Source organism: Streptomyces sp. NPDC042364, from assembly GCF_056437585.1.
Window position 1 is genome coordinate 1 of record NZ_JBWKAJ010000018.1, and the last position, 23,360, is coordinate 23,360.

Annotated in this window: 21 protein-coding genes and 2 pseudogenes; 16 read left to right on the top strand and 7 right to left on the bottom strand. The window is 72.2% G+C overall.

Annotation, left to right across the window (positions count from 1 at the left end):
* The first annotated feature begins 265 nt into the window (after positions 1-265).
* Positions 266-1,405 carry a site-2 protease family protein gene (locus AC067N_RS28980; protein WP_478681838.1) on the top strand — a complete coding sequence of 380 codons (1,140 nt, stop codon included), beginning with the start codon at positions 266-268 and terminating at the stop codon, positions 1,403-1,405.
* Between the two features lie 1,049 nt (positions 1,406-2,454).
* Here AC067N_RS28980 and AC067N_RS28985 read toward each other — a convergent pair.
* Both AC067N_RS28985 and AC067N_RS28990 read right to left on the bottom strand, forming a co-directional pair.
* A pseudogene (locus AC067N_RS28985) lies at positions 2,455-2,673 on the bottom strand (IS110 family transposase); the annotation flags it as partial.
* A gap of 75 nt (positions 2,674-2,748) precedes the next feature.
* Complete coding sequence (locus AC067N_RS28990; protein ID WP_478681839.1) at positions 2,749-3,228, bottom strand: Hsp20/alpha crystallin family protein; 480 nt, start codon at positions 3,226-3,228, stop codon at positions 2,749-2,751.
* Between the two features lie 442 nt (positions 3,229-3,670).
* Here AC067N_RS28990 and AC067N_RS28995 point away from each other — a divergent pair, with 442 nt between their 5' ends.
* Both AC067N_RS28995 and AC067N_RS29000 read left to right on the top strand, forming a co-directional pair.
* Positions 3,671-4,285, top strand: a complete 615-nt coding sequence (locus AC067N_RS28995) for an Rv1733c family protein (protein WP_478681840.1) — start codon at positions 3,671-3,673, stop codon at positions 4,283-4,285.
* Between the two features lie 434 nt (positions 4,286-4,719).
* On the top strand, positions 4,720-4,887 hold the full coding sequence (locus AC067N_RS29000) for an Hsp20/alpha crystallin family protein (protein ID WP_478681841.1): 168 nt from the start codon (positions 4,720-4,722) through the stop codon (positions 4,885-4,887).
* Positions 4,888-4,982: 95 nt separating this feature from the next.
* On the opposite strand, the gene AC067N_RS29005 is transcribed toward AC067N_RS29000, so the two are convergent.
* Positions 4,983-5,660 (bottom strand): CBS domain-containing protein, encoded by a 678-nt coding sequence (locus tag AC067N_RS29005; protein WP_478681842.1) that lies wholly within the window; start codon positions 5,658-5,660, stop codon positions 4,983-4,985.
* A gap of 147 nt (positions 5,661-5,807) precedes the next feature.
* Here AC067N_RS29005 and AC067N_RS29010 point away from each other — a divergent pair, with 147 nt between their 5' ends.
* Positions 5,808-6,119 carry a DUF1918 domain-containing protein gene (locus AC067N_RS29010; RefSeq protein WP_478681843.1) on the top strand — a complete coding sequence of 104 codons (312 nt, stop codon included), beginning with the start codon at positions 5,808-5,810 and terminating at the stop codon, positions 6,117-6,119.
* Positions 6,120-6,449: 330 nt separating this feature from the next.
* Here AC067N_RS29010 and AC067N_RS29015 read toward each other — a convergent pair whose 3' ends face one another.
* Positions 6,450-7,127: a CBS domain-containing protein gene (locus tag AC067N_RS29015; RefSeq protein ID WP_478681844.1), complete on the bottom strand. Its 678-nt coding sequence runs from the start codon at positions 7,125-7,127 to the stop codon at positions 6,450-6,452.
* 24 nt (positions 7,128-7,151) lie between these two features.
* Positions 7,152-7,553, bottom strand: a complete 402-nt coding sequence (locus AC067N_RS29020) for a cyclic nucleotide-binding domain-containing protein (protein ID WP_478681969.1) — start codon at positions 7,551-7,553, stop codon at positions 7,152-7,154.
* Positions 7,554-7,807: 254 nt separating this feature from the next.
* On the opposite strand from AC067N_RS29020, the pseudogene AC067N_RS29025 reads away from it, so the two are divergent.
* The 12 genes and pseudogenes from AC067N_RS29025 to AC067N_RS29080 all read left to right on the top strand — a co-directional run.
* A pseudogene (locus tag AC067N_RS29025) lies at positions 7,808-8,192 on the top strand (universal stress protein); the annotation flags it as partial.
* Positions 8,193-8,477: 285 nt separating this feature from the next.
* Positions 8,478-9,359: an oxygenase MpaB family protein gene (locus tag AC067N_RS29030; RefSeq protein WP_478681845.1), complete on the top strand. Its 882-nt coding sequence runs from the start codon at positions 8,478-8,480 to the stop codon at positions 9,357-9,359.
* A 272-nt stretch (positions 9,360-9,631) separates the two neighbouring features.
* Positions 9,632-11,242, top strand: a complete 1,611-nt coding sequence (locus tag AC067N_RS29035) for a phytoene desaturase family protein (protein ID WP_478681846.1) — start codon at positions 9,632-9,634, stop codon at positions 11,240-11,242.
* Between the two features lie 150 nt (positions 11,243-11,392).
* Positions 11,393-13,945: a PAS domain S-box protein gene (locus AC067N_RS29040; protein ID WP_478681847.1), complete on the top strand. Its 2,553-nt coding sequence runs from the start codon at positions 11,393-11,395 to the stop codon at positions 13,943-13,945.
* A gap of 133 nt (positions 13,946-14,078) precedes the next feature.
* Positions 14,079-14,816 carry a flavodoxin family protein gene (locus tag AC067N_RS29045; protein ID WP_478681848.1) on the top strand — a complete coding sequence of 246 codons (738 nt, stop codon included), beginning with the start codon at positions 14,079-14,081 and terminating at the stop codon, positions 14,814-14,816.
* A gap of 152 nt (positions 14,817-14,968) precedes the next feature.
* Positions 14,969-16,285, top strand: coding sequence for an NAD(P)/FAD-dependent oxidoreductase (locus tag AC067N_RS29050; RefSeq protein WP_478681849.1), 1,317 nt, complete (start codon positions 14,969-14,971; stop codon positions 16,283-16,285).
* Positions 16,282-17,040 carry a DUF1365 domain-containing protein gene (locus tag AC067N_RS29055; RefSeq protein WP_478681850.1) on the top strand — a complete coding sequence of 253 codons (759 nt, stop codon included), beginning with the start codon at positions 16,282-16,284 and terminating at the stop codon, positions 17,038-17,040. Before AC067N_RS29050 ends, AC067N_RS29055 begins: the two co-directional genes overlap by 4 nt.
* Entirely contained in the window at positions 17,037-18,308 is a 1,272-nt protein-coding gene (locus AC067N_RS29060; RefSeq protein ID WP_478681851.1) for a class I SAM-dependent methyltransferase, read from the top strand. Before AC067N_RS29055 ends, AC067N_RS29060 begins: the two co-directional genes overlap by 4 nt.
* Positions 18,305-19,624, top strand: a complete 1,320-nt coding sequence (locus AC067N_RS29065; RefSeq protein WP_478681852.1) for a class I SAM-dependent methyltransferase — start codon at positions 18,305-18,307, stop codon at positions 19,622-19,624. The genes AC067N_RS29060 and AC067N_RS29065 overlap by 4 nt, the downstream gene beginning before the upstream one ends.
* On the top strand, positions 19,621-20,445 hold the full coding sequence (locus tag AC067N_RS29070; protein WP_478681853.1) for a DUF1295 domain-containing protein: 825 nt from the start codon (positions 19,621-19,623) through the stop codon (positions 20,443-20,445). The genes AC067N_RS29065 and AC067N_RS29070 overlap by 4 nt, the downstream gene beginning before the upstream one ends.
* The gene (locus AC067N_RS29075) at positions 20,442-21,137 is read left to right on the top strand and encodes an alpha/beta family hydrolase (protein ID WP_478681854.1); all 696 of its coding nucleotides are present in this window, start codon (positions 20,442-20,444) and stop codon (positions 21,135-21,137) included. Before AC067N_RS29070 ends, AC067N_RS29075 begins: the two co-directional genes overlap by 4 nt.
* Before the next feature lie 120 nt (positions 21,138-21,257).
* Complete coding sequence (locus AC067N_RS29080) at positions 21,258-21,680, top strand: DUF6924 domain-containing protein (protein ID WP_478681855.1); 423 nt, start codon at positions 21,258-21,260, stop codon at positions 21,678-21,680.
* A 287-nt stretch (positions 21,681-21,967) separates the two neighbouring features.
* Here AC067N_RS29080 and AC067N_RS29085 read toward each other — a convergent pair whose 3' ends face one another.
* Positions 21,968-22,720 carry an anti-sigma factor gene (locus tag AC067N_RS29085; RefSeq protein WP_478681856.1) on the bottom strand — a complete coding sequence of 251 codons (753 nt, stop codon included), beginning with the start codon at positions 22,718-22,720 and terminating at the stop codon, positions 21,968-21,970.
* Positions 22,717-23,301 carry an ECF RNA polymerase sigma factor SigK gene (gene sigK, locus AC067N_RS29090; RefSeq protein ID WP_478681857.1) on the bottom strand — a complete coding sequence of 195 codons (585 nt, stop codon included), beginning with the start codon at positions 23,299-23,301 and terminating at the stop codon, positions 22,717-22,719. Before sigK ends, AC067N_RS29085 begins: the two co-directional genes overlap by 4 nt.
* Positions 23,302-23,360: the final 59 nt, after the last annotated feature.

Below are 23,360 nucleotides of genomic sequence, written 5' to 3' on the forward strand. Positions count from 1 at the left end.
GCCGACAAATCCGAAACAGGACAGTCAGCGACGTCAGTCAGAGGGTGAGTCAGGCTCATCAGCAGAACCACCAGTCACATGATCACTGTCAGAGGGTGTACTGGGATCAGAGGGATCAGTTCGGCGAGAGGTCCGGGGCGAGCGCGGCCGACCCGTGGCACTGCCATGGGGGATGGGGCCCAGGTGCTCGTGCCGGCGACCGTGGCAGATGGGACGGGGCGGGACGGCTGTCCGTCGGGTGACGGCCTGAGCAGGGGAGAGCGCTGTGCGGGCGACGTTCGTTCTGGGCCGGATCGCCGGGGTCCGGGTGGGCGTGCACTGGAGTGTCCTGTTCATCTTCGGCGTCGTCGCGTTCGGTCTGTCCCAGGGCCGCCTCCCGGAGACGTATCCGGGGCGTGCCTGGGCGGTGTACTGGGCGGCCGGCCTGTGCACCGCAGTGATCTTCTTCGCTTCCCTCCTCGCGCATGAGCTGGCGCACGCCGTCGTGGCCCGGCGCAACGGGGTCGAGGTGGACGACATCGTGCTGTGGCTGCTGGGCGGAGCCGCTCGGCTCAAGTCCGAGGCGTCCAGCCCCGGCAGGGAGCTGCGGATCGCCGGTGTCGGCCCCCTCGTCAGTCTCCTGCTGGGCGGGCTGTTCACCCTCGCCACCTGGCTGCTCGACCTGGCATCCGCCTCCGGCATCGTGGTGGAGATGGCCGCCTGGCTCGCGGGCATCAATGTGCTGCTCGCCGTCTTCAACGCGCTGCCCGCCGCCCCGCTCGACGGGGGCAGGCTGCTGCGCGCGTTCCTGTGGTGGCGTACGGGAGACCGGCTGCGGGCAACCGCCGGCGCCACCGCGGCGGGGAGGGTCCTCGGGTGGCTGCTGGTGGTCCTCGGGCTGGTCGCGTTCATGCGGACCGGCGCGTTCGGCGGTCTGTGGCTCGCGCTGATCGGCTGGTTCCTCATCGCCGCTGCCACCGCCGAGGGACGGCAGGCCCAGCTGCGCGGCGTGCTCGCCGGAGTCCCTGTGCGGCACGCCATGACGCCCGAACCGCTCACAGTTCCCGCGGACACCACGGTCGCCGGCTTCCTCACCGATGCGCGCTACCGCTATCGCCACTCGGCGTTCCCGGTGACCGAGGACGGGGCCTCGGTCGGGCTGGTGAGCCTCGACAGAGCCCGGAAGGTGCCGCAGGCCGAGGCCCATGCCGTGGCGGTGAGGGACGTCATGGTGCCGCTGTCGCAGACGACCGTGGTCGAGCCGGACAGCCCACTGGCGGATCTGCTGCCGCGCATGGAGCCGGGAGCCGAGCACCGGGTCCTGGTCATGGATCACGGCAGGCTCGTCGGAATCGTCTCGCTCTCGGACGTCAGCCGCACGGTGACCTGGCTGATGAACACCGCCGGGCGGCGCGGTGGTCCGTGACCGTGGCACATCACCACCGGGCGGGCCAGAGCGGGCAGTGCCCCGCTTTGACCTGTTCGCCCGCCTCCCGACCGCGCTCGCTGGGATTGCTGCCGACCGACGGTCGTCGCGGCGGCGGGAGCACGTCGAAGAGAGGGTGACGGGAATGGACATCGCACCGGTGGAAGAGAGCCCGTTCCGCTTCCGCGTCGAACGGCAGGGCCCGATGCGTGTGCGGGGGTCGTCTTCGCGACGCGGGAGCTTCTTCTGCCGCAGGCCGCCGAGGACAAGGCACTGGAGCAGGTCGCCCAACGTGGCGACCCTGCCCGGCAGTGCTTCGTATGTGGCGAGATGGTCCCCGCAACCGACCGAGCCAGAACGAACCGGATCCGGCGCCGTCCTGTGCGAAGACATCGCGGAGCTGCTCCGGACGCCAGGAGCGCTCTGGTAAGCAGGGGCAGGCGGCGCCGGTCCGCTTCGTCGGCGGCCCAGGCGAGCGCCGCGCGTCTGCCGGGGTCAGGGTCGAGGCCGACCACGATCGGGCTTCGTCCTTGTGCATGGGCCATCGCCGTCTCCCTCGGTTTCTTGGGCCGGCGGATCGGGCCGGGTGTCGGTCACCGGCGGCCGAATCGGTCTCTTCCGGCGTCGGAGAGCGTCTACAGGCCCTGGGAGAGCAGGAGTTCGTGGGCGAGTCGTGCACCGCGGGCCGCTTCCTCGGGGGGGACGTCCTTCGACGGGATGTCCTCCAGGCCACGGGCGAGTACCCGGACGGCCTCGGCCAGGGTCGCGACCTGTGCCTCCAGCCGGCTCAACCTGGCCTCCGGTCCGGGCGTGGCATTGGCTTCGTCGGGATGGGGCTGTGCCATGTCGTGCCTCCTTACGTTGTAGGTGGGTTGATTCCGGTCACTCGTAGGATCGGGAGGCCCAGGGATGCCGGGTGTGGCTTGGTGCCTCCAGCCCGTCGGTGGCTTGAAAGGATTGGCCGCTCGGCATCCCGCGACGACTCGACCACTCATTGGGATGCGCGCGACAAGATCGCTTGGTAAGGACACGCTGGCGAGGTCGTCTGCGAGGACCCGCTGGCTATTGCCGGTCAGCAGCGCGATCATCAGCGCGGCTCCGCCGGCGTTGAGGTCGATGGCCCAGGTCACCGGCTCGCCCTCGCTCAGCGCAAGGACATCGGCGATCAGTTTGAGCAGGGCGGCCTCGTCGTTGGCCACCCTGCGCGACAACTTCCGTCTGCCGCCGGTGTCGATCACCACGCAGTGATGTTCGGCCTTGCCCGCGTCCGTGGAAGGGGGATCGCCACTCGAGCGGTGGGGCGGGTGGCACGGTCCGCCCCGCCACCGAGCGCCTGCGCGGCCTCAGGCTTGGGAGACCTCGATGTGTTTGGGCTTGGCCGCCTGGGCCTTGGGCACGGTGACGGTCAGCACCCCGTCGGCCAGCGTCGCTGTGATCTCGTCCGTCTCGACTGAGGCCGGCAGTAGGGCCCGGTACTCGAAGCGTCCGGTGCGCCGGGTGCTGCGGCGCATAACGCCCTCGCGCTCGCTCTCCTTGTACTCTCCCTCGATGCACAGTTCCCGCTCGCTGATCTCGACGTCGATGTCCTCGCGCTTGATCCCGGGAAGCTCCGCCTCGACCACGTAGGCATCGTCGGTCTCGTGCAGGTCGGCCAAGGGCGAGAAGGCCCTGAGGGCGGGCGCGGCGCCGGCGGTGGCTTCCAGGAAACGGTTCATCCGCTCGAAGAGGTCGTCGAACTCGGCGGCGATCGGCTCGCCCCAGCCCAGCGAGTGGAAGGGCCGTTCCAGGCGCTGGCCGGGCCGGCGGTGTACGGGCAGAGTCATCGAGGTTCACCTCCGCGAAACGACGGCTGTCGGGTCAACTTCCATGCTGCGCGCCCGCACCTCCCCCCGCGAATCGACCACCGAACCCCCGCGTCTTCGACATCGGGGCGGGGCGCCATGGCGGCGATCCGCGCAGGACGGGACATCGGTACCCGCATCACCGCCGACTGACGTCGGGGCAGCGCCCGGTCTGCGCCGGCGCGTGATGCCGCTGCATCGCCGGCGCGTGCCGATGTCGTCTCGGCCCGGGCGCAGCCCTGGTCGGCGGTGGTTGTTCCCCGGATCTGACCGGACGGGCGGAGACGGACCACGTCGACGGTCGGCCCCCGGGGCCGGAAGTCGTCCCCGCAGGGACCTTCGGCCCTGTGACCGGAGGCCGGTGCCGTCCCATGGTGGGACGAGTGGTGGGAGAACGGACCAGCGACCTGCTGGAGGCCGAGTCATGAGTGCACAGAATTCGCCGCACGCGTCCGGTCCGCTCCCGCCGCACCAGGAGCATGCGTCAAAGGGGGCTAAGGGGGCGAACCCGCTGCGACGTACGTCCGACAGGTTCGAGTCCTGGTTCCGCGGCTTGCTGATGCTGCTCCTCGTCCTCGGCCTGCCGGTGGCCGCGCTCAGCGCGGGGCTGGCGGCGTACGAGTCGTCGATGCGCACCGTGCAAGCCCAGTCGGCGCAGCGGCAGGAGGTCACGGCGCGACTGACGTCGAACGTCAAGGGCGTCAGCACAGATGGGAAGCAAACGGCGCAGGTCCGCTGGACCGACGACAACGGCACGGTGCGGACGGGGACGACCCTCGTGAAGTCGGGAACGACGAAGGGTGCCACCGTGCGGGTGTGGGTGGACCGGGACGGCGGACTCACGAGTCCGCCGATGAGTGAACTCAACGCGACGACCACCGGCTGGTTCGTGGGCGGTATGGCCGCGCTCGGTGTGGGCGCCGCGTTCTGCGCGGCCCGGGCAGGCATGCGCCATGTGCTGGACCGGAGAAGGTACGCACAGTGGGACACCGAGTGGGACTTGGTCGAGCCCCTGTGGTCCGCGCGCTTCCGCCGGTGACGGGCAGGAAATCCGGAGGGGGACGAGGAGACCACGCCGATGCCCGACGCGACGATCACCGACCCGTACGAAGTGAGGATGGCGGTTGCCCTGCCTCCGCGAGGGAACGAGCGGCCCCGCAAACGCTCCGCCTCATTCGCCCGCGACCTGCTCTTCCAGCGCGGCTTCCTGGTAGCCGCGGGGGCTGGAGTCGGTCCGGGACCAGCTGTCAGGTCTTCATGTCGGCGCGGAGAACGTCACCCCTGCGCGTCCGCGGAGTACCGGCCGCGGCGGGATCTTCAGCCCCTGCTCGGCCTGGAATCCACCGGCGACGTACGGGCGGCGGCGGAGGGGCGGATCGTGGCGGCGGGAGAGCCCGTGCCGGAGGCGACGGCGCCTCTCCCGCAGGCGCGGCCGGCATCCACGGTGAGGCCAAGGAAAAGGAACACACCGGGGTGGTCCGAAGGCATACCCGCCGCACAGGGCAGTTCGACTACCGCGCGACTCCGCCGCCGAACTCCGACACCGAGGCGATCACCGCGGACCTGGCGAGCGGAGTCCTCACGGCGCGCGTCCCGAGAACGGAGGCGGCGAAGGCGCACCGCATCGCGATCACGGGCTGAGCCGGGGTGGCTCAGCCGTGCGCCGGGCAGCGTTCCGGGGCCGGCAGGCAAGGGCCCGTTCCCTCCACGCGAGGCCGACGGCTCCGCCGGCTCCCTCAGGTGGCAGTGGTGGAGGACCGTCGGGCGTCGTCGGTCCGGTACGCGAGGTGCTCGGAGACCGAGACCACGCCGTCGACGCTCCGGCACAGTCGCTCGATGACGGGGATCAGAGTCCTGAACTCGACCGAGCCCCTGAGGTCGACCCGTCCGTCGCGCACCTCGACCGTCACCTCGGAGGGAGCCAGCATCATCGTGCGTCGCAGCACGTCCTCGGTGATCTCGTCGCGGATGGCGTCGTCACGGCGCAGGAAGATCCGCAGCAGGTCGCCACGGCTGACGATGCCCAAGAGGCGGTCCGTCTCGTCCACTACGGGCAGCCGCTTGACGTGCTGGGCCTCCATCAGGCGGGCGGCCTCCACCACGCTCCACTCCGGACGCGCGCACACGGCGGGAGCCGACATCAGTTCCTCGGCGCGCGAGCCCTCGGCCTTGGCCCGCTCCCATGCCTCCAGGTGGGGAACTGGAACCCTGCCCGAAGGGTCGGCCTGGTCGGCGCTCTTGCGCAGCAGGTCCGCCTCGGACACCACACCCATGGGGCGGTCCAGTTCGTCCACCACGGGCACAGCGGTGACGTCGTTCTCCGCCAGCAGCCTGACGATCTCCTTGAAGGGCAGGTCACGCCGCGCCTTGACGACGTCTCGGGTCATGAGTTCCGCGACCGTTCGGTGCTGCATGTCGCCTCTCCCGTTCTAGGTCGTGACCGTGTCATGCCCTTCGGGTCAGCCCGCCTCCGCGGATACGGGCCGGTCGTCCCAAGCGGCTGCGTGCCACGCGTGGCACGTTGGATACAGCACCACCATTCTGAGGAGAGTACGGCGATCATGCGAGCTCACCTCGGCGACCAGCTCGTCATCGAGAGTCAGAAGACCGGCGCGACCAGGCGCGATGGCGAGATCGTCGGACTCCACCACGAGGACGGAACGCCCCCTATCGACGTGCGCTGGTCGGACACGGACGAAGTGACACTCCTGTTCCCCGGGCCCGGGCGCACATCCGGCAGGTGGAGCACGGGCGGCCCGGGACGACCCGCGGGCCTTCCCAACCGGAACCGGACACGGGTGAGGCGGAAGCGGTGGCAGACGCCGCTCCGCGGGCCGGGACACCCAACCGAGGCGACATCGGCCGGCGTGTGACCGTCGAACGCCGCAGGCACCGGCTCAGCCGAGACCGGCCCCGCACCGGTCAGGCCATGGAATGCGTCTTCCTGCTGCCGGCCACCCCGAGGCCCTGTCCGGTTCCCTCGCCACCCCCACCTCTCGAATGGACCGGCCTGCGTCGGCCGTTGGGCGACCCGTGCCCGCGACGGGCCACACCCAGTTGCTCCCGCGCCTGGTTCGGCCCCGGAGGGCCCGGCACGCCGCGCCGCGCGGTCTCGGACGTTCTCGACATCCAGCCCCGACCCGCCATCCGGCCCCGGCTCGCCCGAGGGGCCGCAGCCGGCCGGCTGCCGGCCTCGCACCCGGTCACCGAGTCGACCCGGGCCCGTCCCGACCGGCCGACTCGCCGGTGAGCTGTGGCTCGACGTCCACGACGCCCTCCACGGCGCGCACGAGGCGCACGGCGACCGAGATGAGCGAGGTGTCACGGATGTGTCCACGGAGCGTGACGACTCCCTCATGAACGTTCACGTGGATGCCGTGGCTGAAGGCGGGGAACAGGTACGACACCACGGTGCGGCGGACCTCCTCCTCGATCTCCTCGTCCGGCCGCAGGAAGACCTTCAGCAGGTCGGCGCGGCTGACGATGCCCTGGAGCATGTCGAGTTCGTCGACCACGGGCAGCCGTTTGACGTGCCGGACGGCCATGATCCTGGCCGCCTGCGCCAGGGTGACGTCCGGGTGGACCGTGATCGCGGGGGTGCTCATGAGCTCCCCCGCCGTCACCGCCCCGGCCTTGGCGACATCGGACAGGCGCCGACGTTGCTCGAAGAGACTCGGGTCGCTGTCACGGAACTCCTCCTTGGGTAGCAGGTCGGCCTCGGAGACGACGCCGATGACACGCCCTTCTCCTTCCAGGACCGGCATGGCGCTGACCTTCCACCGCTCCATGGTCTGCACGATCTCCTTGAAGGGAGCGTCGCGTCCGACGGCCACGACCGTCTGGGTCATCACATCGCTGACGATGTGCGGGGTCTCAGGCACGGCGATACTCCTCGTCTCGCCTTGTCAGGGCACCTCGCCGGAGCCCTGGGGGGCGTACAGGTCGAGCAGCCGCACCCGGGCGGACCTGAGCCGGTCCGCGATCACGCCTACGACGTAGGTCAACAGCGCGTGATCCAACTCCGGTTCGTTTGCGCACAGCTCACGGACCGCAGCCGCGTCGAACTCGTGGGCGCGCACCGGGCTGCTTGCCTGGGCCCCCAAGTGCCAGCGATGGGGAGGGATCAGCCAGGACCAGCCCAGCAGCCCCCCGGCACCGAGATTCTCGATGACCACTGCGCGGCGGCCGGGCACATGTACGTCGAGGGCGACGGTACCCGTGTGGATGATCCAGAAGCGGTCGGCCTTGCCGCCCTCGTTGAAGATGCGCTCGTCGGTCGCGAACGACACCTCACGAGCGAGGGACATGAGCTGCTCGCGATGTTCCTTGGTCAGGGCGCCGAAGACGCCGGTCCTGGCAACCACGATCGCCCTCCTTCACCGCGCCCCGGAAGCGGAAGCGGACTCGTATCAGGCCGATGCGACGGCCGTGGCGGCGACAAGAGGAAGGAAACCCCGTTCTCGCTCCCGCCGCATGACTCCACGATCGCCGCAAAACGCGACAGTGCAACCTGGGCCGAGGGCCCCCTTCGACGGCCGGTCCATGTGTCGCGACGGAACCCATGCGGTGCGACGGTACTGACAGGGGCTTCCGGCACGACGCCGTGGACTGGACGGTGGACGAGGCCGCGCGCCCCGGGCTGTCCCCTGCGGCTCGTTCACGCCTCTTTGCGGGAGCGGTACGAGTGAGGCAGCCCGTACTTCGGTACTGACCGTCCAGCCGGAGAGGTCATGGCCCAGCACATCGCGGCGTCCTGCGCGGAACGCGCCCGGCTGCGCAACCCAGAGGTGACGGTCTCCAGCGATGTACTGCCCGATGACGCCGCGCCCGCGCTGCTGGACGCGGCTCATGAATCCTCTGCGTTGGTCACGGGCTCCCGCGGCCGGGGTGGGATCGCCGGGCTCCTGCTGGGGTCGGTCCGACCAGCGGTGGCCGCCCGTGCCCGCCCGTGCCGTGTGAAACACGACCGTGCGGCTGAACCCGCGGTCATCGACCCCGTCGGTGCCATGAGCATCGACGTCTGTGCCATGAGCATCGAGAAGGCGTCCGCGTCTCGGTAGCGCAACACCGGCGTGGACACCTACCACTTCTGCTCCGCCCACTGCGCCACCGCATTCGACGCCGGCCCGGAGCGCTACACCTCCGGCGCTTGTTCGGCCACCCCTTCGAGGGGAATGATGCTGAACGGTCGACCACATGCGCGAGCCGACAGCGACTCGAGAGGGCCTCACATGACCGTGATCCGACCCGAGGGCGTGGACGCCCTGCACAGAGGCGATCCCGGACTCTTCGGCCCCGACTCGGTGACCTGGCAGACCCACGGCGACCCCATGATGTGGATCGCCGGGATCCGCGCGCTCTACCTCCAGGCCCTGCACCCCCGGGCCGTACGCGGGGTCATGCAGAACTCCGACTTCCGCAAGGACGCCTGGGGTCGGCTGTTGCGCACGGCGAACTTCGTCGGCACTGTGTCGTACGGCACCACGGAGGCCGCGGAGAGGGCCGCCGCCCGCGTCCGGAAGATCCACAGCATGCTCACGGCCACCGACCCCGACACGGGGGAGTGCTACGGCGTCGACGAACCCGGTCTGCTGCTGTGGGTGCACTGCGCCGAGATCGACTCCTATGTGCACATCCTGCTCCGCTCGGGTTTCCCCCTCGGCGAGGCGGCAGCCGACCGGTATGTGGCCGAACACCGGGTCAGCGCCCGCCTGGTGGGTCTCGACCCGGCCGAAGCGCCCGGCAGCCGAGCCGAGCTGGCCGCGTACTTCGAGAGGGTCCGCCCCGAACTGGCCGCCGGACCGGAAGCGCGCGACGTGGACGCCTTCCTGCGCCGCCCGCCCACACACCCGTTGCTCGTACCGGCACGCGAAGCACTCTGGCGGCGCGTGGCCGACCTGGCGTACGCCTCCCTGCCACCGTATGCCCACCAGTTGTACGGCAGGCCGGCCCCCGCACCGGCGGTCGTCACCCGCCGGCTGCGGCGCACCGGCTTCCTGCTGCGCCGCGTTCCGGCACGCGTGCGCTGGCAACTCCCGCCCCAACACATCATCCGGGCCATGGCGCGACTCGGCCCCGGCACGCGACCGGCACCGCACAAAGTCATGAGATAGGCCGCCGTACCGGACCGCCGCCCCGTCCCCGTGTCCTCGGCGCCGACCACTCCGGCGCCCTCGCGCGGCCGCGACGACGAGGGCGCCCTGCCCGGAGCCGCTCGGGCCCGGCCCGAACCGGTGAAGCGGTACCGCAGGGTGGCGGAGCCACGACAACAGTGGGCCCCGGCCCCGGCCGCGGGCGCGCGGCCCCCCGACTTCCCGAACCGCGGCGTTGGTCCACCTGCCCCGGCCCCCTGGCCGACCCCGATCAACGCGTGTTACCAAGAGCCATGCCTGCCACCCCCGCCCCCCAAGCGCACCCCGGCCGCCCCGCGGCCCGCCCCCACGGCTCCTACGACGCGGTGATCGTCGGCGGCGGCCACAACGGCCTGGTCGCCGCCGCCTACCTGGCCCGTGCCGGGCAGTCCGTCCTGGTCCTGGAGCGGCTCGGGCACACGGGCGGCGCCGCCGTCTCCACCCGCCCCTTCGCCGGGGTCGACGCCCGGCTGTCGCGGTACTCCTACCTGGTCAGCCTGTTGCCCAAGAAGATCGTGCGGGACCTCGACCTCGCCTTCCGCGTCCGGGGCCGCACCATCTCCTCGTACACCCCCGTCGAACGCGACGGCCGCCCCACCGGTCTGCTCGTCGGCGGCGGTGAGCGCCGCACCAGGGAGGCGTTCGCACGGCTGACCGGATCGGAGCGCGAGTACGAGGCGTGGCGGCGTTTCTACGGGATGACGGGCCGCGTCGCCGAACGGGTTTTCCCGACCCTCACCGAGCCGCTGCCCACCAGGGACGAGCTGCGGGCCCGTGTCGACGACGAGGACGCCTGGCGCGCCCTCTTCGAGGAGCCGCTCGGCGTCACCGTGGAGGCCGCCTTCGGTGACGACCTGGTGCGCGGCGTCGTGCTCACCGACGCCCTGATCGGCACCTTCGCGGACGCCCACGACCCCACCCTCAGCCAGAACCGCTGCTTCCTCTACCACGTGATCGGCGGCGGCACGGGCGCCTGGGACGTCCCCGTCGGCGGCATGGGCGCCCTCACGGACGCCCTGGCCGCCACGGCGCGCGCGGCCGGAGCGGTCCTCGCCACCGGCCACGACGTACGGAAGATCCAGACCGACGGCCGGTCCGCCGAGGTCACCTACCGGACGCCGGACGGGGAAGGCACCGTCGCCGCCCGGCACGTCCTGGTCAATGCCTCGCCCCAGGCACTCGCGGCCCTGACCGGCGACGCGCCTCCGGCGCCCGCCGAAGGCGCACAGCTCAAGGTGAACATGCTGCTCAAACGGCTCCCGAGGCTCCGGGACCCGTCCGTCGACCCGCGCGAGGCCTTCTCCGGGACCTTCCACATCGCCGAGGGCTACGACCAGCTGGCGGCCTCCTACGCGCAGGCCGCGGCGGGCAGGCTCCCGGAGGCGCCGCCCTCCGAGATCTACTGCCACTCCCTCACCGACCCGACCATCCTCGGCCCGGACCTGGTCGAGCAGGGCTACCAGACGCTCACCCTGTTCGGGCTGCACACACCCGCGAGGCTGTTCGAGGCCGACAACGACTCCGTGCGCGAGGAACTACTCAAGGCGACCCTCGCCCAGCTCGACGCCCATCTCGCCGAGCCCCTCGCCGACTGCCTCGCGACCGACGCCGAGGGACGCCCCTGCATCGAGGCCAGGACCCCCCTCGACCTGGAACGCGACCTGGGCCTCCCCGGCGGCAACATCTTCCACCGCGCCCTCGCCTGGCCCCACACCCAGGAAGGCACCGGACGCTGGGGTGTGGAGACCCGCCACCCGAACGTCCTCCTGTGCGGCGCGGGCGCCGTGCGCGGCGGCGGTGTCAGCGGGGTGCCGGGTCACAACGCGGCGATGGCGGTGCTCGAAGACCTCGGCAGCCCGTCCTGATCCCAGGGTCCCGGTCAGCCCGTCCCGATCCCCATTGCCCTCCGCTCTCGATCGCGCATTCCGGCCGAGCGGGCGACCCTGTATGTACCTTCCTTTTCGCACCTGAGCCGAAGGTGCGGATACGGCTTCGTCCACAGGGTTGAGAACGCGGTGACGGGAGAACAGCGGGCGTCCGAGCCGCTCGGCGCCGGCGGAGTGACACAGGCCGAGGGCCTGCCGTTCCATGCCCCGGTCCTGGCTGCCGCTCGGGTGGCGGCCCAGGCCGCGGCCCTGGTGGCCGCCCTGCTGGGCGGGTTGACCGTGGCCGGATGGATCATCGACGTCGACGCGCTGAAGCGCCTGCTGCCCGGTGCCGGAACCTCCATGAAGGCGAACACCGCCGTGGCGGTCCTCGCCCTCGGCCTCTCCCTGTTCCTGGTCGCCCATCGACCGGTCGGCACAGACGCGCCGGGGCGGGTTGCGGAAGGCCCGCCCTCCGGGGGGAAGACGAGGTTCTCGCAGCCCGCCCTGGCCGCGGCCCGCGCGGCCGCGACCCTGACCCTCCTCATCGGCGGACTCACCATCCTGGAGTACCTCACCGGTGCGGGATTCGGCATCGACGAACTCCTCTTCGAGGACGACACCGCCAACGTGGCGACCGGGGAACCCGGCCGGATGTCTCCGAACACGGCCGCCGCACTGATGCTCGGGGGAGTGGCGTCCTTGTCCGCGAGCACACCCCGAGCACCGGCCTGGGTCAGTCAGGTCCTCGGCCTGGCCGTCATGTCCCTCGGCATGTTGCGCCTCTACGGGGGCGCCTACGGGGTGCCCGAACTGGAGCGGTTCGGCGCCTACACCGGCATGGCCCTGCACACCGCGCTCGCGCTGGTGCTGCTGGGTACCGCCGCGTTCCTGACCCGACCTGACGAGGGCCTGGCGGGACTGCTGATGAACGCCGGCACCACCGGCGCCCTCGGGCGTCGGCTGTTCGCCACCGTCCTTGTCGTACCGCCGTTGCTGGGATGGGCCGTCCTGGCGGGCGAGGACAGGGGACTCTTCAGTTCACGGCTGGGCATCGCCGTGCTCGTGGCCGGCCATGTGGCCGTGTTCACGGCGGTCGTCCTCTCGGCCTCGGCCGTGGGCCGCGGTATCGAGGTGGCCCACGCCCGCGCCGAATGGCAGGTCCGGCAGAACGAACTGCTCCAGGCCTTCATGGACCACACGCCCGCAGCGGTGTACATCAAGGACCTTCAGGGCCGCTTTCTCGCCGTCAACACGATGTTCGAGGCGAACACGGGCCTGTCCAGGAAGCAGGTGCTGGGCCGACGGGACGAGGAGGTCCTGCCGCCCGGCCTCGGACGTCACGCGCGCGCCGCCGACCTCGCCATGCTCGCGCGGGGCGCGCCCGTGCAGCGCGAGAAGCTGATCGTCCTGCCGGGGGGCTCGCGTGACGTCCTCGCCTCCTTGTTCCCGCTCAACGACCCGAACGGCACGCCCTACGCCGTGTGCGGCGTGGTCACCGACATCACCGATCGGGTCGCGGCCCAGCGGGAGGTGGAGCGAGCCCATCGGCGATTCGTGGCGCTCCTGGAGTCCGCGCCCGACGCCACCCTGATCACGGACGGCGACGGAACCATCGTCATGGCCAACGCTCAGGTGCAACGCTTGTTCGGCCTCGCGCCCGGCGACCTCATAGGGCACGCGGTCGTCGAACTGGTGCCCCCTGCGCGCCGCCGACGGCACAGCGCGCTGCTCGGCGCCTACCTGCGCCTGCCCGACCCCGGGCCGGCGGTCGTGGACAGGGACCTGTACGGCCGGCACCGCGACGGCTCCGAGTTCCCCGTCGAGGTGAGCGTCAGCAGACTCCAGGCCGAACAGGAGATCCTGGTCGTCCTGACGGTGCGGGACATCACCGGGCGCAGACAGGCGGAGGCCGCGCGCGCCGAACGTTACGAGCAGCACCGGCACATCGCCTACACCCTCCAGCACAGCCTCATGGGGGAGCCGCCCCTCCTCCCGCACCTGCCCAGTGCGCACCGGTATCTGGCCTCCGTCCAGGACCCCGGGGTCGGCGGGGACTGGTTCGATGTCATCCCCCTCGACAAACGCCGCACCGGCGTCGTCGTCGGCGACGTGATGGGCCGGGGCCTGGAGGCGGCGGCCGTCATGGGGCAGCTGCGCGCCGCCTCGCACGCGCTGGCCCGCACCGACGCGATGCCCAGCCGGCTCATGACCGCGCTGGACGCCTTCGTCGGTGACCTGGCGGACCAGCTCGTCACCTGCGTCTACCTGATCCTGGACCAGGACGCGGACGAGGTCACCCTGTGCTCGGCCGGCCATCTGCCCGTCATCGTCCTGCCTCCGCACGGGCCCGCCTGCCGTCTGCGGTCACCCGTGGGAGTGCCGCTGGGCGTCAACGACCCGGCGGGCGGCGGGGTGCCCTTCGAGGAAGCGACGCAGCCGCTCCTGCCGGGCAGCACCCTCGTGCTCTACACCGACGGACTCGTCGAGAGACCGGGCACCGACATCGAGACCCAGATCGACGTTCTCACCCACACCCTCGACAGCGCCCTGGAGGGAGCCTCCGCGGACCCGGAACTCCTCGACCGGGCGGCGGACCGGCTGATCACGACCCTCCTCCCGGACCCGTCCGCCCATGACGACGACGTGACACTGCTGATCATCCATGTGCCCGGGCCGGAGGAGGAGGGCGCGTGCGGCTGATCGCCGAGGGCCCCCTGGCCCGCGCAGTCGCCGTCAGAGGTGCCGCACCCGGAGCCCGGCGACACACGAGCGGTGGCACACAGGCGGTGCGTCGTAACCGGACAAAAAGGGCATCGCGCGAGACGCTGCCCCCATGACAGCTCCTTCCGCGCCCGCCGCCGACGCCGCCTACCGCTTCGACGACCTGACCGCCCTGTTCATCAACTGCACACTCAAGCCGTCCCCGCAGCTCAGCCATACCCAGGGCCTCATCGACAGGAGCGCGGCCATCATGATGTCGCGCGGAGTCACCACCTCCGAGGTCCGGGCCGTCGACCACGACATCGCGCCCGGTGTCTACCCGGACATGACCGAGCACGGTTTCGCCACGGACGAGTGGCCCGCGCTGTACGAGCAGGTGATGGCCGCGGACATCCTGGTCGTGGCCGGGCCGATCTGGCTCGGTGACAACAGCTCCGTGACCAAGAAGGTGATCGAGCGCCTCTACGCCTGCTCCAGCGAACTCAACGCGCAGGGACAGTACGCGTACTACGGCCGCGTCGGCGGCTGTCTGATCACCGGCAACGAGGACGGCGTGAAGCACTGCGCGATGAACGTCCTCTACAGCCTCCAGCACCTCGGCTACACGATCCCGCCCCAGGCGGACGCCGGCTGGATCGGCCCGGCCGGCCCCGGGCCCTCGTACCTCGACCCCGGCTCGGGCGGACCGGAGAACGACTTCACCAACCGCAACACCGCGTTCATGACCTGGAACCTCATGCACATGGCGGCCCTGCTGAAGCGCGCCGGAGGCATGCCGGCCCACGGCAACCAGCGCACGGAGTGGGACGCCGGCTGCCGCCCGGGAGCCGACAACCCCGAGCACCGCTGACCCGTTCCTCGCAGGTCACGGGAGTCCCGGCCGTCCACCCGGCCCCGTTCGCCGCCGCCCGCGCCACATGATTCACCGCCCCGCCAATCCAACGCCCGACCTGCTCCGGATTACGCGAGAACCCGGATCACGGAGGGTGGGAGGAAGAGGCGATGGATCCGCTGGCACGAGGGAAGGCTCCGCACGACTCGGAGCACACGGCACGCTACGGACGGCGCACGGCCGTGGTGGGCGCCGGGGTCGCGGGACTGACCGCCGCGTACATCCTGGGCCGGACCGGTCACGTCACCGTGTACGAGGCGGACGACCGGCTCGGCGGGCACGCGCACACCCATGAGGTGACCTCGGCCCACGACGGACGGGTCCACCGCGTGGACTCCGGGTTCATCGTGCACAACCGGCGCACCTATCCACGGCTGCTGCGGCTCTTCGACGAACTAGGCGTCGCCACCCAGGAATCGGACATGAGCATGTCGGTCCGGTGCGAGGGGTGCGGGCTGGAGTACGCCGGCGCCCGGGGCCCCGCCGGACTGTTCGCCCGGCCCGGCAACCTGCTGCGCGGCCCCTATCTGCGGCTCCTGGCGGAGGTGCCCCTCTTCCACCGGGCGGCCCGGCGGCTGCTCGCCCGGGGCGGTGAACCACCGCTCACCCTGGGGGAGTTCCTGGACCGGGAGGGCTTCTCCACCTACTTCCGCACCCACTTCATGACCCCGGTCGTCTCGGCCGTCTGGTCCTGCGACGCCGCCACCGCCCAGCGCTACCCGGCCGCCTATCTGTTCCGCTTCCTGGAGCACCACGGACTGCTGTCGGTGGGCGGCTCACCGGTGTGGCGCACCGTCACCGGCGGATCGCGGGAGTACGTCGACCGCGTCGCCAAGCACATCGGCGAGGCCCGCACCGGCACACCCGTACGCGCCGTACGACGCCATGCCGACGGCGCCGTGGTGACGGCCGCCGACGGCACCACCGAGTCGTACGACGCCGTCGTGATCGCGGTCCACCCCGACCAGGCGCTGCGGCTGCTGGCCGACCCCACCGAGCGCGAGCGGGACGTCCTGGGCGCGTTCCGCTACTCCCGCAACACCACCCTGCTGCACACCGACACCCGGCTGCTGCCGCGGTCCCGGGGGGCCCGCGCCTCCTGGAACCATCTGCTGCCCTCCTGCGACGCCGGCGCCGACCGGGTACGGGTCAGCTACGACATGAACCGCCTTCAACGCCTGGACGCCGCCGAGACGTTCGTGGTCACCCTCGGCGGCGAGGACCGCGTCGACCCCGGCCGGGTGCTGGCCCGCATGGTCTACGAACACCCCGTCTACACCCCCGAGTCGGTGGCCGCCCAGCGCCGGCTGCCGGAACTCAACTCCTCCGTCTGCGCCTTCGCGGGCGCCTACCACGGCTGGGGATTCCACGAGGACGGCTGCCGCTCGGGCGTCGAGGCCGCCGCGGCACTGGGAGCGCGCTGGTGAACGCCGTACCGGACACCGCCGAACCCGCCCTCTACTCCTGCGTGATCGCCCACGTACGGACCGCCCCCCGGCGCTACTCGCTGCGGCACCGCACCTATCTGTGGCTCCTCGATCCCGACCGGCCGCCCCGACTGCCCCGGCTCCTGCGGCCGTTGGCCCGGTTCGATCCGCGCGACCACTTCACCGGCGACCAGCCCTCCATCCGGGCCGGTCTCGACGCCTTCCTCGCCGAGCGCGGCGTGCGCCTGGACGGTGGCCGGGTGCTCATGCTCACCCACGCGCGCGTACTCGGGTACGTGTTCAACCCGCTCACCCTGTACTGGTGCCACGGCCCCGGCGGCGAACTGCGCTGCGTCGTCGCGGAGGTCCACAACACCTACGGCGGACGGCACTGCTACCTCCTGGCGGCGCGGGGCACCGGCACGGCGAACGAGCCGTACCACGCCGACAAGGAGTTCTACGTCTCGCCGTTCCTCCCGGTCGACGGCCGCTACCGCATGCGGCTGCCGTCGCCCGGAGCGCGGCTCGACCTGACGGTCCACCTGGACCGCGAGGACGGCCGCACCCTCACCGCGACCGTCCGGGGCACCCGGCGCGAGGCGACCGCGCGGACCCTGCTGCGGCTGGCGGCCCGCCACCCCTGGTCCACCCTCGCCGTGTCGGCCGCCATCCGGGCCCACGGCGTACGCCTCTACCTGCGGGGACTGCCCGTCCACCCGCGACCCGACGACCGCATCCCGGAGAACGCCGCATGACCACAGCAGAACCCCGTATCGTCCCCGGCGGCCCGACCGCCCCGGCCGATCCCGCGCGCTGGCCCGATGTCGCGGCCGTCCCCGCCGCCTCACCGCTGCGCACCGCCGTGACCTCGGCGCTCGTCCGGCGCGCCCTGCGCGACCTGCCCCTGCGCGTCCGGCTCACCGGGACCGGCACCCTCGGCCTGGGCGGTCCCGTGCTGGAGGTGCACGACCCGGCCGCCTTCCACGCCCGCGTCGGCACCACCGGCCTCGTCGGCTTCGGCGAGTCGTACATGGCCGGTGAATGGGACGCCCCCGACCTGGTCGGCGCCCTCACCGTGCTCGCGGCACACGCCGCCGACCTGGTCCCGGCCCCGCTGCAACGGCTGCGCGGATGGTGGACGCCGCGGCAGCCGCACGAGGAGCGCAACACGCCCGAGGGGTCACGCACCAACATCAGCCGCCACTACGACCTGTCCAACGACCTGTTCGCCCTCTTCCTCGACGACACCCTCACCTACTCCTCGGCCGTCTTCCGCGGCTTCCCCGCCCACTGGGACCGGCTCGCCTCCGGCCAGCACCGCAAGATCGACCGCCTCCTCGACCTGGCCGGGGTCGGCGAGGGCACCCGGCTGCTGGAGATCGGCACCGGCTGGGGCGAACTCGCCCTGCGGGCCGCCGCCCGCGGCGCCCACGTCACCTCCCTCACCCTCTCCCGGGAACAGCGCGACCTGGCCCGCGACCGCATCCGCGCGGCGGGACTGGACCACCGGGTCTCCATCGAACTGTGCGACTACCGCGAGGCCCGGGGGGAGTACGACGCCGTCGTCAGCGTCGAGATGATCGAGGCGGTCGGCGCCGAGTTCTGGCCGGCGTACTTCCGCGCCCTCGACCAGCGGCTCGCCCCCGGCGGCCGGGTGGCGCTCCAGGCCATCACCATGCCGCACGAGCGGATGCTCGCCACCCGCGACACCTTCACCTGGATCCACAAGTACGTCTTCCCCGGCGGACGCATCCCCTCGACCCGCGCGATCGAGGAGACCGCCCGCGACCACACCGGGCTGCGCCTCGCCCGGCGCGACGCCTTCGGCGCCCACTACGCCGAGACGCTCCGCCTGTGGCGGGAGCGGTTCACCGAGCGCGCCGACGAGGTCGGGGCACTCGGCTTCGACGAGACCTTCCGCAGACTGTGGACCTTCTACCTGGCCTACTCCGAGGCCGGGTTCCGGGCCGGCTACCTCGACGTGCACCAGTACCTGTTCGACAAGGAGGACGCTGCCCGATGACCACCACCGCCCCCACCACCAGGGCCCGTTCCGGCGCCGCCCACCTGCTCACCGTCCTCGTCGAGGACGCCCTCGGCGGTCCCCCGCCGGTGCGGCTGCGCGCCTGGGACGGCAGCGAGACCGGCCCGGCCGACGCGCCCGTGGTCGTCGTGCGGTCCCGGCGCGCGCTGCGCCGGCTCCTCTGGCAGCCCGGCGAACTGGGCCTCGCACAGGCGTACGTCACCGGCGAACTCGACATCGAGGGCGACCTGGCGCAGGGACTGCGGACCGTCTGGGCCGCGCACCGGGAGCTGGGTCTGCGCCCGCCGAGGCTCACCCCCGCCGACCGGGCCCGCGCCCTCGCCACCGCCGTACGGCTCGGCGCCGTCGGCCCCCGGCCGCCCGTCCCCGCCTCCCAGGCCCGGCTGCGCGGCGGTCTGCACAGCCGGGCCCGCGACCGGGCCGCCATCAGCCACCACTACGACCTCTCCAACGACTTCTACGCCCTGCTCCTCGACGAGACCATGGCTTACTCGTGCGGCTACTGGGCCCGGGAGGACCCCGGCTTCGGTCCCGCCGACGCCCAGCGCGCCAAGCTGGAGCTGATCTGCCGCAAGCTCGCCCTGGCACCCGGAGCCCGGCTCCTCGACATCGGCTGCGGCTGGGGTTCGCTCACCCTGTACGCGGCAGAGCGGCACGGCGCCCGGGTCACCGCCGTCACCCTGGCCCGCGAGCAGGCCGCGTACGTGCGGGAGCGGGTCCGTGAACGTGGTCTGACCGACCTGGTGGACGTGGTCTGCCAGGACTACCGCGACATCGAGGGCGGCGCCCACGACGCCGTCGCCACCGTCGAGATGGGGGAGCACGTCGGCGACGCCGAGTATCCGGCGTTCGCCGCCGCCCTGCACCGGCTCGTCCGGCCGCGCGGCCGGGTGCTGGTCCAGCAGATGTCCCGCGGCCGGGTCGCCCCCGGCGGCGGGCCGTTCATCGAGGCGTACATCGCCCCCGACATGCACATGCGCCCACTGGGCGGGACCGTCGGCCTGCTGGAGGAGGCGGGACTGGAGGTCCGGCACACCGAGTCGCTGCGCGAGCACTACGTCCGCACGATCGGCGCCTGGCACCGCACCCTGGAGGAGCGCTGGGACCGGTTCGTCCGGCTGGTGGGGGAGGAGACCGCCCGGGTGTGGCGGCTCTACCTGGTCGGTGCGGCCCTGGCGTTCGAGGAGGGCCGGATGGGCGTCGACCAGATCCTCGCCGTACGGCCCGGTCCCGACGGCGACAGCGGCCTCCCGGCGACCACGCACACCTGGTACGAAGGGCTGGAACGGCTGTGAGCGACTTCCCGTGGAGCGCCTTCGCGCTGAACCTCGCCTGGGCCGCCGCCGCGGCCCTCGCGGTCATGCTCGTCACCTTCGCCGTCGCGGTCCGCCTCGGTATGCACCGGATCGTGGACATCGCCTGGGGCGTCGGCTTCACCGCGGTCGCCGTCGTCACCTACGCCGCCTCCGCGGGCGAGGGCGACAGCGTGCGGCGGCTGCTGGTCACCGCGCTGACGGCGGTATGGGGGCTGCGCCTCGCGGTGCACATCGCCCGCCGGGGCCGGGGCCACGGCGAGGACCCCCGTTACGAGGCCATGCTGTCCAAGGCCCCCGGCAACCGGAACGCGTACGCCCTGCGCATGGTGTACCTGCTCCAGGGCGGACTGGTGTGGCTCGTGTCCCTGCCCGTGCAGGCCGCCCAGTACGTGCCGGGCCCGCCGTCGGCCCTCACCTGGGCCGGTGCGGCGCTGTGGGCGGTGGGCCTCGGTTTCGAGGCGGTGGGCGACGCCCAACTGGCCCGCTTCAAGGCAGACCCCGCCAACCGGGGCAGGGTCATGGACCGGGGCCTGTGGTCGTGGACCCGGCACCCCAACTACTTCGGTGACTTCTGCGTGTGGTGGGGCCTGTTCCTCCTGGCCTGCGACTCCCCGGCGGCGGCTGCCGTCTCCGTGGTATCACCGGTGGTGATGAGTCTGCTGCTCACCCGGGGCAGCGGCAAGCGGCTGCTGGAGAAGCACATGGCCGACCGGCCCGGCTACACCGAGTACCAGGCCCGCACCAGCGGCTTCTTCCCCCGGCCGCCGAAGCGGGCGCGCAGCGGGGCGGGAGCACGATGACACACGGACCACGGCCCGCGGAGGCGCTCCTCCTCCGGGCCTCTCCACCCCGGCCGCGGGCGGCCGTCCTGGTGCTGCACGGCGGGCAGGCGGTGAGCCACCGCCCCACCCGCCCCTGGCAGCTCGCCGCGCTGCGGATGGACCCCTTCGTAAGGGCGGTGTCCGCCGCACTGCCGGACCGGGACGTGCTGGTCGCCCAGGTCCGCTACCGCCTGCGCGGCTGGAACGACCTGCGCGCCGACCCCGTGCGGGACACCGAACTGGCCCTGGACGACCTCGGCGCACGCATCGGCACCGTGCCCACGGTCCTGCTCGGCCACTCCATGGGCGCCCGGGCCGCCCTGCGCGCCGCCGGCCACCCGCAGGTGGCCGGCGTGGTCGCCCTCGCACCGTGGTGGCCGCCGGACGAGCCGGTGGACCACCTGGCGGGCCGCCAGGTCGTCGCCCTGCACGGCGACCGCGACCGGATCACCTCACCCGCCGACTCGGCGCACTGCGTGCGCCGGGCCCAGCACACGGCGGCACGGGCGGGCATGGCCGTCGTCCACGGCGGCGACCACGCGATGCTCCGCCGCCGCCACTTCTGGCACCGCACCGCCACCACGCTCGTCGCCCATCTCCTCGACCCCGCCGACGCACCGGACCCCCTCCCCGAGGAGTCGTACGGCACGGGCGGCTTCCCCGTGCTGTGAAAGAGCGTTCTGTCCTGGCGAGGGTGGGCGGTATCGCCAGGGTGCTCGAGGAGTTCCACCGGAGCGGTGGGTGCCTGGACCGGGCAGTCAATGTCAGCCCTCAGGTGAGAGGATCACGGGATGACTTTGCCTCATCCCGAAGATCTGACCTCGCTGGTCCTGCGTACCGACTTCGGTGACGAGGGAGCCTGGGACGCGGTTCAAGCCGCACTCGACGCGGCTGGCGACCACCCCCATGCCACGTATGTCAGCGAGCTTCGCCTTGCCGGTGTGGAGGTCGAGGCGTTGATGGCCGAAGAGGCTGCTGCGGACGAGGATCACCGGATCTTCTACGTGTTTCTGGCGGACGCGGCCACGATGAAGGAGCCCGGTCACCCGCTCTTGGCCGTGGACCTCTATGACCAGCCTGGACGGACGTTCAGGGTCCCCGCTCGGTGGTTCCCTGACATATCGGCCAACCTCTGCATCGCCAACATGGACTTTGCGGAGTTCGCCGACGCCGCTGACGAGACAGGAACCTTTCGCGGCTTCGACGAAAGCTGACGCCTTTTCGTTGTGAGCCCTCCGGGCGCGGCAGGCTTTCGTGGGCGCGGGCCGGGCGCCGGGAGTGCATGAGCCAGTCGAAGGCTGGCTCGACGACCCGGCGCCGCGGGGTGACCGTGAATCCCTTCTCGCAGGGGTCGCGGCGGATGACTGACGACGTTGGTGCACGGATTTTCCCCGGTGGCGGTACTTGGCACGGCCGGGGATGTGAGTGAGGAAACGGCCCGGACTCCGCCACGCGGGGTCCGGGCCTCCTCTTCGCCATCCGAGGCGGTCGCCCGCGCCGGTCAGACCGGGAACGGCAGCTGGGCGAGCGGGGTGGAGGTCGGGTGGTCGGAGCCGCCGTCGGGTTCGAGGGTGATGCCCAGGCCGGACGCGCCGTCGACGGCTCCCCGCATCAGGACGGTCTGGTCGGCGCGCTCGGGGTCCATCAGACCGGCAGGCCGCATGGCCCCGCGGTCGTCGAACCAGAGCTGGTAGACCATGCCGCCAGGCGGACGCGTCATCCCGGAGGCGACGAACACGGCCCGGTCCCGGCTGCGGGAGACGACGACGGCACCGGACGCCCCGTCCGTCAGCTCGGCGGCCTGCACCTTGGCGTCCGGCGCGGCCAGGACGGCGGCGATCTCGTCCGCCGTCCGCGTGGCGCGCCGCACCTCGGCGCGGGCGTCCTCCGCCTCCTGGTGCTGCCACACGGCCGTCCCGCCCAGCCCCGCGGCCGCCGCGAGGCAGGCGGCCAGCGCCCAGCGGGAGAGCACCCGGGCCCGCGACCCGGCCCGACCCCGGCGGGTCTGCCCCGGCCCGCCCGGTGTCTCCTGCCGGACGGTGGTGATCCGGCGCAGCACCTGGTCCCGCATGCCCGCCGCGGGCGCCGTGGCCACGGCGAGGCCCAGACGGGCCGCCGTCGCCGACAGCTCGGCCGTCTCCTGCGCGCAGGCCTCGCACCCCGCGAGATGGCGCTCGAAGCGCCCGGCCTCCTCGCGGGACAGGGCGTGCAGCGCGTAGGCCCCGGTCAGACGGTGCGGATCGACGGCCCTCACGCGGTCACCCCCAGGCAGTCGCGCAGCCGGATGAGTCCGTCGCGCAGCCGGGTCTTGACGGTCCCCAGCGGCAGCGCGAGCGCCTCGGCCACCTCGCGGTGGGTGAGCCCCCGGTAGTACGCCAGAGTGACGGCCTGGCGCTGAACCTCCGTCAGCGTGCGCAGACAGCGCCGGACCTGTTCCCGCTCCAGCCGTGCCTCGACATGCTCCACCACCTCGTCGTACTCGGGCAGCCGCGCCAGCAGCGCCGCCCTGTGGTCGCGGGCCGCCGCGGCGTCCACGGACCGCACCCGGTCCACCGCCCGCCGGTGGGCCAGGGTGAGGATCCAGTTGATCGCCGTCCCCCGGTCGGACCGGTAGCGGGGCGCGGTCCGCCACACCTCCACCAGCACCTCCTGTGCCACCTCCTCCGACTGCGCCCGGTCCCGCAGCACCGCGACCACGACGCCCAGTACGGGACCGGCCACGGAGTCGTAGAGCCGGGCGAACGCCTCCTCGTCCCCCAGGGCCACCAGTCCCACCAGCTCCTGGAGGTCGGGCTCCGCCGAGGGATGCCTGCCGATACGCACCGCTTCTGTCACCGAGGGCCTCCACCATCGCGCCGTGTCCGGATGTAATCCGTTCCTGTCGAGCCCCCGGT